The sequence below is a fragment of the Bacillus timonensis genome (assembly GCF_000285535.1).
In the GTDB taxonomy this organism is placed as follows: Bacteria; Bacillota; Bacilli; order Bacillales; family Bacillaceae_L; genus Ferdinandcohnia; species Ferdinandcohnia timonensis.
Genome location: NZ_HE610989.1, coordinates 177,286 through 190,990, shown reverse-complemented (window position 1 = coordinate 190,990; position 13,705 = coordinate 177,286). Strand labels below are relative to the sequence as shown.

Below are 13,705 nucleotides of genomic sequence, written 5' to 3'. Positions count from 1 at the left end.
CATTATCGGAGAGGAAACTATTTAGTAAGTCTAAATAGCGATACATACATAAAAAGTTTGAGTGTTGGATGCACGAAGGAGGTAATTGGAATGGCGGAGGATATGAATCAAGTCGAGTACAAAGAGTTACAAGTTGGTGATGTAATCACTGGCAAGGTTACAAAGGTAGAAGAAAAACAAGTATTTGTTTCAGTTGAGAACAGTAAGCTAGATGGCATTATCCCAATTAGTGAGCTATCCAGCCTACATGTTGAAAAAGCAAGTGATGTTGTATCAGAAGGTGAGGAGTTAGAACTTTCTGTTACAAAAGTAGAAGAGGAAGCTTTAATTTTGTCTAAAAAAGCTGTACTAGCTTCCAAAGCATGGGATGATTTAGAACAAAAATTTAATACTGGTGAAGTGTTTGAAGCAGTTGTAAAAGATGTTGTTAAAGGTGGCTTAGTTGTTGACCTTGGTGTAAGAGGATTTATTCCTGCATCTCTAGTTGAAAATTACTACGTGGAAGATTTCTCAGATTATAAGGACAAAGCTTTAACAGTTAAAGTGGTTGAACTTGACCGTGAGAAAAATAGAGTGATCTTATCACACCGCGCGGTTGTGGAAGAAGAGCAAAAAAATAAAAAGCAACATGTTCTTGATTCTTTACAGGTCGGTGCTGTACTTGAGGGTACTGTACAACGATTAACTGATTTTGGTGCTTTTGTTGATATCGGTGGCATCGATGGCCTCGTTCACATTTCTCAGCTTTCACATGAACATGTATCAAAGCCATCTGATGTTGTAGAGGAAGGTCAGGTTATTAAGGTAAAAGTATTATCTGTTGACCGAGATAATGAAAGAATCTCGTTATCTGTAAAGGAAACACTACCTGGTCCATGGGAAAACATCGCTGAAAAAATATCAGTTGGTGATGTTGTTGATGGAAAAGTGAAACGACTTGTTTCTTTCGGTGCTTTTGTTGAGGTATTACCTGGGGTAGAGGGACTTGTGCATATTTCACAAATTTCTTCGAAGCATATTGGTACTCCGCATGAAGTCTTGAAAGAGGGTCAAGAGGTGCAAGTAAAAGTTCTTGAGCTTAACGAATCAGAAAAACGTATTTCATTGAGCATGAAGGAACTAGAAGTTAATGTGGAAGAAGATTATAGCCAATACCAACAACAAGATGAAACCTCAGGCTTCCAGCTTGGAGAAGTAATTGGCGATCAATTAAATAAATTAAAATAAGTAAGAAAGTGCAAGGCGCCAGCTCATCTGGATAAGCACTGGAACTAGAAAGTGAAAATGTTAAAATGAAAAAAGCTCTCACCCGACTGGGTGAGAGCTTTTATTTTGGATTCATTTGATTCATTTCCCTAGCTTCTTCAGGCGTATCTAATCTTGTTGCTCCAGGATAGTCTAGAGACTGGTCGCGATCAGACTCTGTCACTCGTGCTTGTTTTAGCTTTTTTTCTTGTCTATCTTTACTCATTTCTTTTCCACCTCTTTCAACTTACATAGATAAATGAAGTTTCATTTTATTATTCCTTAAAAGATTTTAGGTATTCAACTTGGTTAAATTTCATCATTTCGAGCCATAATGGAAATAATGAGAGGTGGTGGAGGAGTGGACGGTGCTTATTTTTTTGGATATGTTGGATGGCTTGGGTATGTAGCACATTTTTGATGAGAAAAAACAAAGAAAGGCTACACCTTTCCATTTTGTTTTTAGTGACAATCATATTATCACCCTACTATGTTGGGATAGGTGATATTAACATAAATTGTAGTATTTTTCTTCTTTTCTTTTTTGGCATGAAAGAAATTTCGAAAAGACCAAAAAAACAAGTGCTTTATTTGTTAATTTGTATTCTTACTATTTCTTTAGCGTATTGTAGTTTCTTATTGTTTGAATTATATGATCCAGTATGGCTTCTTTTTAATCGAAATTTGATGCTCTCTGCTGCTTTGATATACGTTACGTTAATGTTATTGAAAGATTTTCGTTTACGTTTTGCAGGACTTCTAATTGGTGCCATGCAAGGTGATATTCTTTATGGGATTATTATTAATCATGTCAACTTTTCTTACGAAATTGGGTCGTTTATCTTTTTAGATGTTATATCGATTAGTTTTTGTTTTATTTTTGTTTGGTCATCATTAGAAATGTTATTACATCACGTAGATGTTCTGGTCCAAAAAAAACACAAAGGAGAAACACGGCTACCATGAATGAGTATACTTACCCAATTATTTTTGGGGTTATTTTTGGTGTTGCAGTAAGACTATATATGCTTAGAACAGATTATCGGCAATATCCAACATATTTACATGGGAAAATTATTCATATTGCGTTAGGTTTTATTGCCGCAGGCTTAGGGACTGTGGCTGTACCTTCGATTATGGAGGAAGAATTCACGGCAATTACTTTCTTGACGATTGCTGCTTCCCAGTTTCGTGATGTACGCAATATGGAACGGAATACCTTAACAGAACTTGATTCATATGAACTAGTTCCAAGAGGAAAAACATATATCGAAGGAATTGCAGTTGCATTTGAAAGTCGAAACTACCTAGTTATTTTCACTTCCTTTTTTTCTACCTTTACTTATCTTGCACTCAATATGTGGGCTGGAATTGTAGTAGGTATCATTTGTTTATTAATCTGTAAAAAGCTAATGGCTGGAAGTAGGTTAAAGGATATTGTTGATATCGAGTTTACGAAGCCATATTTTAAGGATGCAGGGTTGTACGTTGATAATATTTATATTATGAATATTGGACTTCCTGCAAGGCAAGAAGAAATATTACAATACGGGATGGGATTTATTTTAAAACCAAAAACGTTTAATGCGAGAGCAACAATTGCAAATTTGGGTCAAAGACAGGCAATTTTACATGATGTATCAACTGCATTGGGAATCTTCAGGGATTCAGGAACCCCTGCGCTTGTCCCCTTGGCTAAGCGGGATTTGAATGATGGTAGAGTCGGAGTTTTTATTTTGCCTCAGGAAAAGGAAGTTTCCAAAGCAATTGAGGTTATTGGCAATGTACCGACCTTAGAAAATGCAATCCGAATGCCAACAGAGAGAAATGAGAACCAGAAGGGACAGCCACTTAAATGAATTTAGAAAAATTTATATTAGCTGCAATAACAATGGATGAGTCGAAGGTGAAGGTTTCGGGTGGTACACCTGTGTTTTCCTGTTCCTCAAAGGAAGAAATGGAAAAGGTTACGGCTAATTTAGAAGCCATAATTGATGGGATTGCACATGAAATCAGTGAAAATATGTACATAATAGTAAAACACTAAACAATTGATTGTTGTTACCACTTATTTTTGATAGAATGTAAAAGCATGACCCTTCTACGTAGAAGGGTTAATTTTTTACATAAGTATAATATTATTATTAATATTTATTTAATATATGTTATATGAGACCGTTAAGAAGGGAAGAAAGCATGTGGCAAAACCAGTTGTGGCAATTGTTGGTCGACCAAACGTTGGAAAATCAACAATTTTTAATCGAATAGTAGGAGAAAGAGTTTCAATTGTAGAAGATATCCCAGGAGTGACGAGAGACCGAATTTATAGTTCAGGTGAGTGGCTCAATCAAGAATTCAGCATAATTGATACCGGAGGCATCGATATTGGTGATGAACCGTTCCTTGCACAAATTAGACATCAAGCGGAAATCGCGATAGATGAGGCAGATGTGATAATTTTTATGACAAGTGGACGTGAAGGTGTGACAAGTGCGGATGAAGAAGTAGCGAAAATATTATACCGCTCCAAAACACCAGTCGTTTTAGCAGTCAATAAAGTGGACAACCCTGATATGAGAGCAGACATATATGATTTTTATGCATTAGGATTCGGTGAACCAATCCCTATCTCTGGCTCACATGGAATTGGACTCGGGGATTTGTTGGATGAAGTGATTAAACATTTTCCAAAGGGTGGAGATGAAGAATATGATGAAGATGTCATTAAATTTTCTCTCATTGGTCGACCAAATGTAGGGAAGTCATCCCTTGTCAATTCCTTGTTAGGTGAAGAAAGAGTCATTGTTAGTGATATTGCGGGTACAACAAGAGACGCAATAGATACGAAATACACTGTCGATGGCAAAGAGTATGTCATTATTGATACGGCAGGTATGAGGAAAAAAGGCAAGGTTTATGAAAGTACTGAGAAATACAGTGTTTTAAGAGCTTTAAAAGCAATTGAGAGATCTGATGTCGTCCTTGTTGTGTTAAATGCAGAAGAAGGTATTATCGAACAGGATAAAAAAATTGCCGGCTATGCTCATGAAGCGGGTAGAGCTATTGTGATTGTTGTTAATAAATGGGATGCCATTGAAAAAGATGAGAAAACCATGAAGGAATTTGAACAAAAAGTTCGGGATCATTTTCTTTTCCTTGATTATGCACCGATTGTTTTCTTATCTGCTAAAACAAAACGACGGGTTCATACATTGTTGCCAATGATTGATATGGCAAGTGAAAATCATACGATGCGTGTTCAAACAAACGTTTTAAATGACGTGATCATGGATGCAGTAGCAATGAATCCAGCACCTACTGATAAAGGACAACGACTGCGTATTTATTATGTAACACAGGTTGCTGTTAAGCCACCAACATTTGTTGTATTTGTGAATGACCCTGAATTGATGCATTTTTCATATGAACGTTTCTTAGAAAATCGGATTAGAGATGCTTTTGGTTTTGAAGGAACGCCGATTAAACTTATTGCAAGAGCAAGAAAATAGAGAGGAGAGAAAAAATGGAGAAGGTAACAGTTGTTGGAGCTGGTAGCTGGGGTACTGCACTTGCGCTTGTTCTGGCTGATAATGATCATGAGGTACGGATTTGGTCACATCGTAAGTCACAAGTTGACGAGATTAATACGAAACATACAAATTCTAAATATGTGCCATCAATTGAACTTCCTGAAACAATTATCGGGTATGCGGATTTGACGAAGGCGTTAGAAGGCGTAAAAACCATTGTACTAGCTGTGCCAACGAAAGCGATACGCGAAGTTCTTCAGAAAATAGGTCAGGTTACGTCAGAACCTTTAACAATTATCCATGTAAGTAAGGGGATTGAACCAGATACTTTAAAGAGGATATCTGAAATGATTGAAGAAGAAATGCCATCAGACCTTTTAAAAGACGTTGTTGTTCTATCTGGTCCGAGTCATGCGGAAGAAGTAGTACTACGCCATCCAACCACTGTGACGGTGTCATCCAAAAACATGGAAAGTGCTGAATATGTTCAAGATTTGTTTATTAATCAGCATTTCCGCGTGTATACAAATCCTGATATTATCGGTGTGGAAATTGGAGGCGCCCTAAAGAATATTATTGCTCTTGCAGCAGGAATTACGGATGGTCTAGGTTATGGGGATAATGCGAAAGCTGCACTAATTACTCGTGGTTTAGCCGAAATATCGCGTTTGGGAAGTAAAATGGGGGCAAACCCACTTACATTCGCAGGATTAACCGGGATTGGTGATTTAATCGTAACGTGTACAAGTGTGCATTCACGAAATTGGCGTGCTGGAAATCTACTCGGAAAAGGTCATAGTCTAAAGGAAGTTCTTGATAATATGGGAATGGTTGTCGAAGGTGTTAGAACTACAAAAGCAGCTTATCAGTTAGCAAAAAAAATGGATGTGTCGATGCCCATCACATTTGCGCTTTACGATGTTCTTTTCAACGACCAATCACCTAAAGAAGCTGTAGATAAACTAATGTCAAGAGGAAGAACAAATGAAATGACCGATCTCTACAACTATTTGGAAGAAAAGGGTTCAATATAAAAAAATATCACACCGACTCCCTTTTTCGTGCATATGATGTCAAGGAGAATACCATTTTAGCGGGGATTCCTAATAGTTTCAAACAGAACAAATTTTCTAGTGAGCAAAACGTTTGCACTTTTATTGAAAAAATAGGCATTAGACGATACATTTCATGCTGTTTTCGCATAAAATGCAACGTAGTATACTGTGAGTCTGAACAATTGGGTAAATGGGAATATTTAGTTTCTACGCTTACTGAAGTAAAGGTGCCCCTCTTTACTTCAGTTTTTTTGTTCGGTATAGTTTACAACATTGCCTTAGTTTAAAGATGCTTATTGTGATATAATATTTGACGAAATGTTGAGTTGGACAAGGGAGTGAAAAAGGTGACACCAGGATTACTAAAAATGTGGATATCATTTGCCGGAATGGCCTTCATGGCTATTGCTGTATTTTCCATTTATCTTAGTCGATATAAACTTAAGGGTTTCCTAAAAGGAATTGTAGCCACAATCGCATATCTTTTTATGATTCTAGCAGGAATTATTATATTTTTTGTTGTGTTTAGTGGACCTGTCAGTGAGTAGAGATACAAACATAAGGATGGTATAAATATGAGAATTACGTTGCAATTACTGATAATTGTTTTTTCATTATCATTACTTACAGGATGCCTTTATCCGAAAGAAAAGCTTGCACAAAATCAAGTACCCTATGAGGATCAAATTGCAGCTGTTCAGAGAGCTGTTAATCAATTTAAAGAGGATACTGGGGGGCTCCTTCCGATTAAAACTAGAGACATGGAGACACCTATCTATCAAAAATATCCTATTGATTTCACTCGGCTTTCGCCAAAATACATAGCTGAGCCTCCTGGAAATGCGTATGAAACGGGCGGGGTTTACTTATATGTTTTAGTTAATGCAGAAACAAACCCAATTGTTAAACTTTTAGATGTACGTATTTCAGAAAAAATTAGTGAACTAAATTTACGAGTGCAAATGTATCGTTCATCAAATGGCTACGCTCCATTTAAAGAGCAGATTCAAACAAACATATTTACTTTGGACTATAGTAAACTTGGCATGAAAGAAGAGCCTTATGTGGTTAGTCCATTCACTGGTAAAAATTTGCCACTCTTGATTACAAACACAAACGAGATATTTGTAGATTATCGTATGGATTTATATGAGTATTTAACAAAGTATGAGCATACTTATAAAACAGGGGATGATATTCGAGATATATTAGTTGAAAATTCAATGTTTGTTCCGACTAATTCTCTTCCATATACGATAAACGATAAAAATGAACCAATTTTTTTAGATAAATAAGTCATGAACCCTTCTTTTAGACATAAACTCTAAGAGAAGGGTTTTTATTTTTGTCTTTTCGTTCAAAAAGTTTAAGAAATATAGCTTGCTAGGCTAGTTAAGACTTCCTTTTGAACGCAGGCTTTGTCGCTACATATTATGGGGGGAATTTTTTTCTAAAAATAGTCATATTTATTTAGGACAACGTCATACAAATATAATGTCCTAGAATATGTAGTAAACGGATAAAATTATCCCAAGAACTGTAAAATCGGGAGGGATCACACTTGGAAAAGGTTGATATTTTTAAAGATATCGCTGAGCGCACCGGTGGCGATATATATTTAGGTGTCGTTGGTGCAGTCAGAACAGGAAAATCTACTTTCATAAAAAAGTTCATGGAATTAGTAGTCTTACCGAATATCGGTAGTGAGGCTGATAAAGCTCGCGCACAGGATGAACTTCCACAAAGTGCTGCAGGAAGAACAATCATGACAACAGAACCAAAATTTGTTCCAAACCAAGCTGTTTCTGTCCATGTTGAAGAAGGGCTTAATGTGAACATTCGTCTTGTGGATTGTGTAGGATACACTGTTCCAGGAGCAAAGGGGTATGAGGATGAGAATGGACCTCGTATGATAAATACTCCTTGGTATGAAGAGCCAATTCCTTTCCATGAAGCAGCTGAAATTGGAACAAGAAAAGTTATTCAGGAACATTCAACAATTGGAGTTGTAGTAACAACTGATGGTTCAATTGGAGAGATTCCTAGAAGAGATTATATTGAAGCAGAAGAGCGTGTGATTAATGAACTGAAAGAAGTAGGAAAACCATTTATTATGGTCATAAACACTGTTCATCCTCATCACCCTGAAACAGATGCTCTTCGCCAAGAATTAAATGAAAAATACGATATTCCAGTATTAGCAATGAGTGTTGAAAGTATGCGTGAAACAGATGTATTCAATGTTTTACGTGAAGCACTTTATGAGTTCCCAGTATTAGAGGTAAATGTAAATCTACCAAGCTGGGTAATGGTATTAAGAGAAGATCATTGGTTAAGAGAAAGCTATCAGGATGCAGTAAAAGATACAGTCCAAGATATCAAGCGTTTACGAGATGTTGACCGCGTGGTTGGTCAATTCAGCGAATATGACTTTATTGATCAGGCCAGCTTGGCTGGTATCGAAATGGGGCAGGGTGTAGCTGAGATTGATTTATATGCTCCAGATGATTTATATGATCAAATTCTTAAAGAAGTCGTCGGCGTTGAAATCCGCGGAAAAGACCATCTGTTACAACTCATGCAAGATTTTGCTCATGCAAAAGCTGAGTATGATCAAGTCGCAGATGCACTTAAAATGGTAAAGCAAACAGGTTATGGAATTGCTGCTCCTGCGTTATCTGATATGAGCTTAGATGAGCCTGAAATCATCCGCCAAGGTTCAAGATTTGGGGTTCGTTTGAAAGCTGTTGCACCATCTATCCATATGATTAAGGTAGATGTAGAGTCAGAATTTGCACCAATTATTGGTACAGAAAAACAAAGTGAAGAATTGGTCCGATACTTAATGCAGGACTTCGAAGATGATCCGCTTTCCATCTGGAATTCAGATATATTTGGTAGGTCATTAAGCTCCATTGTACGTGAAGGAATTCAGGCGAAATTATCATTAATGCCGGAAAATGCACGTTACAAGCTTAAGGAAACACTTGAAAGAATTATCAACGAAGGCTCTGGTGGATTAATTGCTATCATATTATAGGATGAAGGCTCCTTTTACGGAGTCTTTTTTTTGTGTGTTTGGCTCGTAATGAGGGGAGATTTGCTTACAAAATGCTAATATGATAAGCTTTTTACAAAAAAAGAGAGGCTTTTTGGTGAAATATACATAAAAAGGTAAAATTTCTGTTGAAAAATATTGAATTATGTCTAAATATCGTTTATTATAAGGCATGTTAGCATTAAGCTAATATGGTACATACCTGATGAGATAAGACTTAAAGAACAATGAATAAGCCATAAATCTTCTTTTGGGAGGAGGTGAATGTCATGAACAAAACAGAATTAGTTAACGCGGTAGCTGAAAGTGCTGAACTTTCTAAGAAGGATGCTACAAAAGCTGTTGATGCAGTTTTTGATTCTATTCTTGAAGCTTTAAAAAGCGGAGATAAAGTTCAATTAATCGGATTTGGTAACTTTGAGGTACGTGAGCGTGCAGCTCGTAAAGGTCGTAACCCTCAAACTGGTGAAGAAATCGAAATTGCTGCTAGCAAAGTTCCTGCATTTAAACCAGGAAAGGCGCTTAAGGATGCAGTAAAATAATTTTACATATAACCTATGTGAAAATACAAAAATTGAGTCGTTTTCAACGGCTCTTTTTTGTTTTCTATACATAATTATGCTAGAATCAATTGACCAGTAGTTTGTGGAAAAAGGAGGGGGTTGGCAGAATGACACCAGTAGACTATAAAAAAATAGAGCAGGCAGTTACGATGATTTTAGAAGCGATTGGGGAGGATCCTAAACGTGAGGGGTTAGTCGATACACCAAAAAGAGTTGCAAAAATGTATGCCGAAGTTTTTTCAGGCTTACAAGATGATCCGAAGGAATACTTTCGAACAATTTTTGGTGAAGAACACGAAGAATTGGTGCTTGTAAAAGACATTCCATTTTTCTCAATGTGTGAGCATCATCTTGTCCCTTTCTACGGTCATGCTCATGTTGCCTATATTCCAAAAGGAGGAAAAGTAACAGGTTTAAGCAAACTTGCACGTGCTGTAGAGGCCGTCGCCAAAAGACCACAATTGCAGGAGAGGATCACATCCACAATAGCAGACTCCATTGTTGAAACACTTCAACCTCATGGGGTAATGGTTGTAATCGAGGCAGAGCATATGTGTATGACAATGCGTGGAGTGAAGAAGCCTGGAGCAAAAACTGTTACTTCTGCTGTCAGAGGAATTTTACAAAAGGACCCTGCTGCTCGTAGTGAAGTATTATCTTTAATAAAGAATTGACATCTACAAAAATTTACGAGATAGTAAAAAAAGATGTGGATTTCACTCATCTTTCCAAACAAGGATGTTGAGTTGAAATGGTTCCTTTACATAGCATTCATAGGAGTGAAGAAGGATGAATAATAATAATAATAATAATAATTCGAACTCAGAATTTATTGTAATTAAAGCAGTAGAAGATGGGGTGAATGTAATCGGTTTAACAAGAGGTTCCGATACTCGCTTCCATCATTCAGAAAAATTGGATAAAGGCGAAGTAATGATTGCCCAATTTACTGAGCATACCTCTGCAATTAAAGTTCGTGGTCATGCACTAATCCAAACAAGTCACGGAGAAATTGAATCAGATTCAAAAAAATAAGCAGGTAAATCCTGCTTTTTCTTTTGGAATACATAAAACTAAGGGAAAAACTAAGTGATGTATGTTATAATTAACGTTGTTTTATAAAGACTAATAAAAATAAAAAAAGTTGATTATTTAAATTGGGGAACAAGGGTGATTGATTTGCATGACATCAAGGAAGTAGTTGCCAATCTTAAGGAGCGTATAGAGGACAGAACGAAGCACTCGTACCTTCAAAGATATATGGAAACACCGAGCATAGATGAAGATAAAATCTTATTATTATATTCCTTATTTGAGGACTTGCTTTTGCCAAAAGAGCAATTGGAAAATTATATAATAACAACTATGCTTGTTCAGCAGGCGTTGGATACCCATGAAACAGTCCCCAATCGACTTACCAATTCAGATGAGCGTCTGCGCAGTCAACAATTGACTGTCTTGGCAGGAGATTACTTTAGCGGATTGTATTATTATCTGCTCGCCAACTCATCCGATATAACCTTCATTCGAATACTTGCAGAAGGTATTAAAGAAGTAAATGAGGCCAAAATTTATCTATATCAAATGGATTTTAATCAAATAGATCAGCTCTTTTCATTTGTGACAGCGGTTGAATCTTCCGTCTTCCAAAATATTGTGAAAAGCTTTCAAATAAAAAAATGGGAAAAACTTGTTCCAAATTTTTTATTGCTAAAGAGACTATTACTTGAAAGAGACCTTTACGTAAAAGATGGAAATTCGATTCCCTTCAAGACGCTTAAAAAAATTGTATTTCATCAGGAAAAACATGTGGAAGATTCTGTTGTTATGTACGAATATAACAAACATCTCTCTCTTGTGATTAAAAAGCTAGAACGGTTTTTAGCGACAAACCCAAAAATGAACAAAATGCTAGTTAATCGCATTAATGAATTACTCCTTCAAGGTAGTTCGTTATCAATGAATAAGTTGGTGGAAGAAGGGTAAGTATGGAGCAATCTAAAGAACAACGGGTACATCATGTGTTTGAAAAAATATATAAAAATTATGACCAAATGAATTCGGTTATTAGTTTCCAACAACACAAAGCTTGGCGAAAGGATACAATGAAACGTATGGATGTTCAAGAAGGATCAACTGCACTAGATCTTTGTTGTGGAACGGCAGATTGGACCATTGCACTTGCAGATGCTGTCGGACCGTCTGGCAAGGTCATTGGACTTGATTTTAGTAAGAATATGTTGAAAATTGGCCAAGAAAAGGTAGACAAGCTAAAATTAAATCAAGTTGAATTGATTCACGGAAATGCCATGGAGCTCCCCTTTGAGGATAATTCTTTTGATTATGTAACCATTGGCTTTGGTCTCCGAAATGTTCCTGATTACATGACCGTGTTAAAAGAAATGCATCGAGTAGTAAAGCCAGGTGGCAAGGTTGTATGTTTGGAAACTTCACAGCCAACTATGATTGGATTTAAACAATTATACTTTTTTTATTTTCGTTTTATTATGCCGGTTTTTGGAAAGCTTTTTGCGAAGAGTTACCAGGAATATTCATGGCTTCAAGAATCAGCACGTGATTTTCCAGGCATGAAAGAACTTGCAAACATGTTTCGAAAAGCAGGCCTAACCGATATTGAAGTGAAACCATACACGCTAGGTGTAGCTGCAATGCATCTAGGTTATAAGAAGTAAGTTCCTTGTGTCATATTTTTAATACTAAGGTGAAACTCATGAGATTATCATTGATGTATTCGTATTTGAATACGGATTTAGCAATTATAGAGAAAGAGCTGGAAGCTTCCATTAAAGGGGAGCATCCAGTTCTACAACAGGCTGGATTGCATTTATTACAATCTGGCGGAAAACGACTACGGCCAGTTTTTGTTCTTTTGGGCGGAAAATTTGGTAATTATGATATCAATGTAATTAAAAATGTTGCCGTAACACTTGAGCTGATCCATACAGCATCACTTGTACATGATGATGTGATTGATGACGCTGATATCAGACGTGGTAAACCTACCATTAAGGCTAAATGGGATAATAAAATAGCAATGTATGCAGGTGATTATATTTTGGGGAGTTCTTTAGAAATAATCACAAAACTGGATAATCCCTTGTTACATAAACTACTTGCACATACAATTGTCGAGGTTTGTCTAGGTGAAATAGAACAAATCAAAGATAAGTATCGCTATGATCAAAACCTACGCTGTTATTTGCGTAGAATTAAGCGCAAAACAGCACTTTTAATTGCTAGTAGCTGTCAATTAGGAGCAGTTGCTGCAGGGGTTCCGACTGAAGTTCATAAAAAACTTTTTTTATATGGCTATTATGTCGGAATGGCCTTCCAAATTACTGATGATATTTTAGATTTTACAGGCACCGACGAACAATTGGGCAAACCTGCAGGTAGCGATTTGATGCAGGGGAATATTACATTACCTGTACTATATGCTATGCAGGATGCAAATCTTAAACAACAAATTACCCAAGTTTCAGAACAAACAACTTCAGCTGAAATTAAACCTTTAATTGCGTCTATAAAGCAATCGGAAGCAATAAAGCAATCTGAGGCCATCAGTAACCGATACCTAGAAAAGGCTTATAAGGTTTTGGATGAATTACCTTCTGGCCGTGCTAGGAATACGTTGTATAATATTGCAAAATATATCGGGAAAAGAAAATTTTAGGAATATTATTGCTTACCAATCAAAATAGTGTTACTATTTTGATTGGTCACTAAATATTGACTATTACATAACTTTAGGTGGGTGGAGAGCATTATGGAAAAAACATTTTTAATGATTAAGCCTGACGGCGTTCAACGTCAACTTATTGGTGAGATTGTATCACGTCTTGAAAGAAAGGGCTTTCAATTAGTTGGTGCTAAGTTAATGTCAATTTCCGACAAGCTTGCAGGGGAACATTATAGCGAGCATAAAGAGCGCCCGTTTTTTGGAGAACTTGTAGATTTCATCACTTCTGGTCCTGTATTTGCAATGGTTTGGCAAGGTGAAAATGTAATTGCTACTGCTCGCCATATGATGGGTGCAACAAATCCAAAGGATGCTGCGCCAGGAACTATCCGTGGTGATTTTGGAATAATCGTTGGTAAGAACGTTATTCACGGTTCTGATTCAACAGCGAGTGCTGAACGCGAAATTTCACTATTTTCAAAGATGAAGAATTAGTAGCATATGATAAGCTTATTAATAACTGGATCTATTAATCGAATGTTAACCAGCTCTTA

General features: G+C 36.6%; 16 protein-coding genes and 1 pseudogene. 16 read left to right on the top strand and 1 reads right to left on the bottom strand.

From position 1 onward, the window contains the following. The first annotated feature begins 90 nt into the window (after positions 1-90). Positions 91-1,227: a 30S ribosomal protein S1 gene (gene rpsA / locus BTHG_RS21180; protein ID WP_010284258.1), complete on the top strand. Its 1,137-nt coding sequence runs from the start codon at positions 91-93 to the stop codon at positions 1,225-1,227. A 100-nt stretch (positions 1,228-1,327) separates the two neighbouring features. Here rpsA and BTHG_RS26425 read toward each other — a convergent pair whose 3' ends face one another. Continuing rightward, on the bottom strand, positions 1,328-1,471 hold the full coding sequence (locus BTHG_RS26425; protein ID WP_010284255.1) for a YpzI family protein: 144 nt from the start codon (positions 1,469-1,471) through the stop codon (positions 1,328-1,330). Positions 1,472-1,500: 29 nt separating this feature from the next. Here BTHG_RS26425 and BTHG_RS28020 point away from each other — a divergent pair, with 29 nt between their 5' ends. The 15 genes and pseudogenes from BTHG_RS28020 (at position 1,501) to ndk (ending at position 13,684) form a co-directional block, all read left to right on the top strand. Then, positions 1,501-2,211, top strand: coding sequence for a YphA family membrane protein (locus BTHG_RS28020; protein ID WP_425321168.1), 711 nt, complete (start codon positions 1,501-1,503; stop codon positions 2,209-2,211). Next, entirely contained in the window at positions 2,208-3,104 is an 897-nt protein-coding gene (locus tag BTHG_RS21165; RefSeq protein ID WP_010284251.1) for a YIEGIA family protein, read from the top strand. Before BTHG_RS28020 ends, BTHG_RS21165 begins: the two co-directional genes overlap by 4 nt. Beyond that, positions 3,101-3,292, top strand: coding sequence for a capping complex subunit for YIEGIA (locus tag BTHG_RS21160; protein WP_010284249.1), 192 nt, complete (start codon positions 3,101-3,103; stop codon positions 3,290-3,292). Before BTHG_RS21165 ends, BTHG_RS21160 begins: the two co-directional genes overlap by 4 nt. Before the next feature lie 151 nt (positions 3,293-3,443). After that, complete coding sequence (gene der / locus BTHG_RS21155; RefSeq protein WP_010284248.1) at positions 3,444-4,754, top strand: ribosome biogenesis GTPase Der; 1,311 nt, start codon at positions 3,444-3,446, stop codon at positions 4,752-4,754. Positions 4,755-4,768: 14 nt separating this feature from the next. Further along, the gene (locus BTHG_RS21150; protein WP_010284246.1) at positions 4,769-5,809 is read left to right on the top strand and encodes an NAD(P)H-dependent glycerol-3-phosphate dehydrogenase; all 1,041 of its coding nucleotides are present in this window, start codon (positions 4,769-4,771) and stop codon (positions 5,807-5,809) included. Between the two features lie 368 nt (positions 5,810-6,177). Further along, on the top strand, positions 6,178-6,378 hold the full coding sequence (locus BTHG_RS21145; RefSeq protein ID WP_010284243.1) for a DUF2768 domain-containing protein: 201 nt from the start codon (positions 6,178-6,180) through the stop codon (positions 6,376-6,378). A gap of 27 nt (positions 6,379-6,405) precedes the next feature. After that, positions 6,406-7,125, top strand: coding sequence for a hypothetical protein (locus tag BTHG_RS21140; protein WP_010284239.1), 720 nt, complete (start codon positions 6,406-6,408; stop codon positions 7,123-7,125). A gap of 266 nt (positions 7,126-7,391) precedes the next feature. Continuing rightward, positions 7,392-8,870 carry a stage IV sporulation protein A gene (gene spoIVA, locus BTHG_RS21135; RefSeq protein ID WP_010284233.1) on the top strand — a complete coding sequence of 493 codons (1,479 nt, stop codon included), beginning with the start codon at positions 7,392-7,394 and terminating at the stop codon, positions 8,868-8,870. A 287-nt stretch (positions 8,871-9,157) separates the two neighbouring features. Continuing rightward, entirely contained in the window at positions 9,158-9,430 is a 273-nt protein-coding gene (locus BTHG_RS21130; RefSeq protein WP_010284229.1) for an HU family DNA-binding protein, read from the top strand. A gap of 128 nt (positions 9,431-9,558) precedes the next feature. Continuing rightward, positions 9,559-10,125, top strand: a complete 567-nt coding sequence (gene folE, locus BTHG_RS21125) for a GTP cyclohydrolase I FolE (RefSeq protein ID WP_010284225.1) — start codon at positions 9,559-9,561, stop codon at positions 10,123-10,125. Between the two features lie 115 nt (positions 10,126-10,240). Further along, positions 10,241-10,486, top strand: coding sequence for a trp RNA-binding attenuation protein MtrB (gene mtrB, locus BTHG_RS21120; protein ID WP_010284222.1), 246 nt, complete (start codon positions 10,241-10,243; stop codon positions 10,484-10,486). 135 nt (positions 10,487-10,621) lie between these two features. Beyond that, positions 10,622-11,437, top strand: coding sequence for a heptaprenyl diphosphate synthase component 1 (locus tag BTHG_RS21115; protein ID WP_010284220.1), 816 nt, complete (start codon positions 10,622-10,624; stop codon positions 11,435-11,437). 2 nt (positions 11,438-11,439) lie between these two features. After that, the gene (locus BTHG_RS21110; protein ID WP_010284218.1) at positions 11,440-12,144 is read left to right on the top strand and encodes a demethylmenaquinone methyltransferase; all 705 of its coding nucleotides are present in this window, start codon (positions 11,440-11,442) and stop codon (positions 12,142-12,144) included. Positions 12,145-12,182: 38 nt separating this feature from the next. Next, complete coding sequence (gene hepT / locus BTHG_RS21105; protein WP_010284215.1) at positions 12,183-13,145, top strand: heptaprenyl diphosphate synthase component II; 963 nt, start codon at positions 12,183-12,185, stop codon at positions 13,143-13,145. Positions 13,146-13,238: 93 nt separating this feature from the next. Further along, positions 13,239-13,684, top strand: a pseudogene (gene ndk / locus BTHG_RS25565) (nucleoside-diphosphate kinase). Positions 13,685-13,705 lie beyond the last annotated feature (21 nt).

Excerpts from the sequence above, each read along its gene's own strand:
- BTHG_RS21110 (WP_010284218.1), top strand. The coding sequence starts at position 11,440 with ATGGAGCAATCTAAAGAACAACGGGTACATCATGTGTTTGAAAAAATA.
- BTHG_RS21140 (WP_010284239.1), top strand. The coding sequence starts at position 6,406 with ATGAGAATTACGTTGCAATTACTGATAATTGTTTTTTCATTATCATTA.
- mtrB (WP_010284222.1), top strand. The coding sequence starts at position 10,241 with ATGAATAATAATAATAATAATAATAATTCGAACTCAGAATTTATTGTA.
- BTHG_RS21160 (WP_010284249.1), top strand. The coding sequence starts at position 3,101 with ATGAATTTAGAAAAATTTATATTAGCTGCAATAACAATGGATGAGTCG.
- folE (WP_010284225.1), top strand. The coding sequence starts at position 9,559 with ATGACACCAGTAGACTATAAAAAAATAGAGCAGGCAGTTACGATGATT.
- BTHG_RS26425 (WP_010284255.1), bottom strand. The coding sequence starts at position 1,471 with ATGAGTAAAGATAGACAAGAAAAAAAGCTAAAACAAGCACGAGTGACA.
- BTHG_RS21130 (WP_010284229.1), top strand. The coding sequence starts at position 9,158 with ATGAACAAAACAGAATTAGTTAACGCGGTAGCTGAAAGTGCTGAACTT.
- hepT (WP_010284215.1), top strand. The coding sequence starts at position 12,183 with ATGAGATTATCATTGATGTATTCGTATTTGAATACGGATTTAGCAATT.
- BTHG_RS21165 (WP_010284251.1), top strand. The coding sequence starts at position 2,208 with ATGAATGAGTATACTTACCCAATTATTTTTGGGGTTATTTTTGGTGTT.
- BTHG_RS21150 (WP_010284246.1), top strand. The coding sequence starts at position 4,769 with ATGGAGAAGGTAACAGTTGTTGGAGCTGGTAGCTGGGGTACTGCACTT.
- rpsA (WP_010284258.1), top strand. The coding sequence starts at position 91 with ATGGCGGAGGATATGAATCAAGTCGAGTACAAAGAGTTACAAGTTGGT.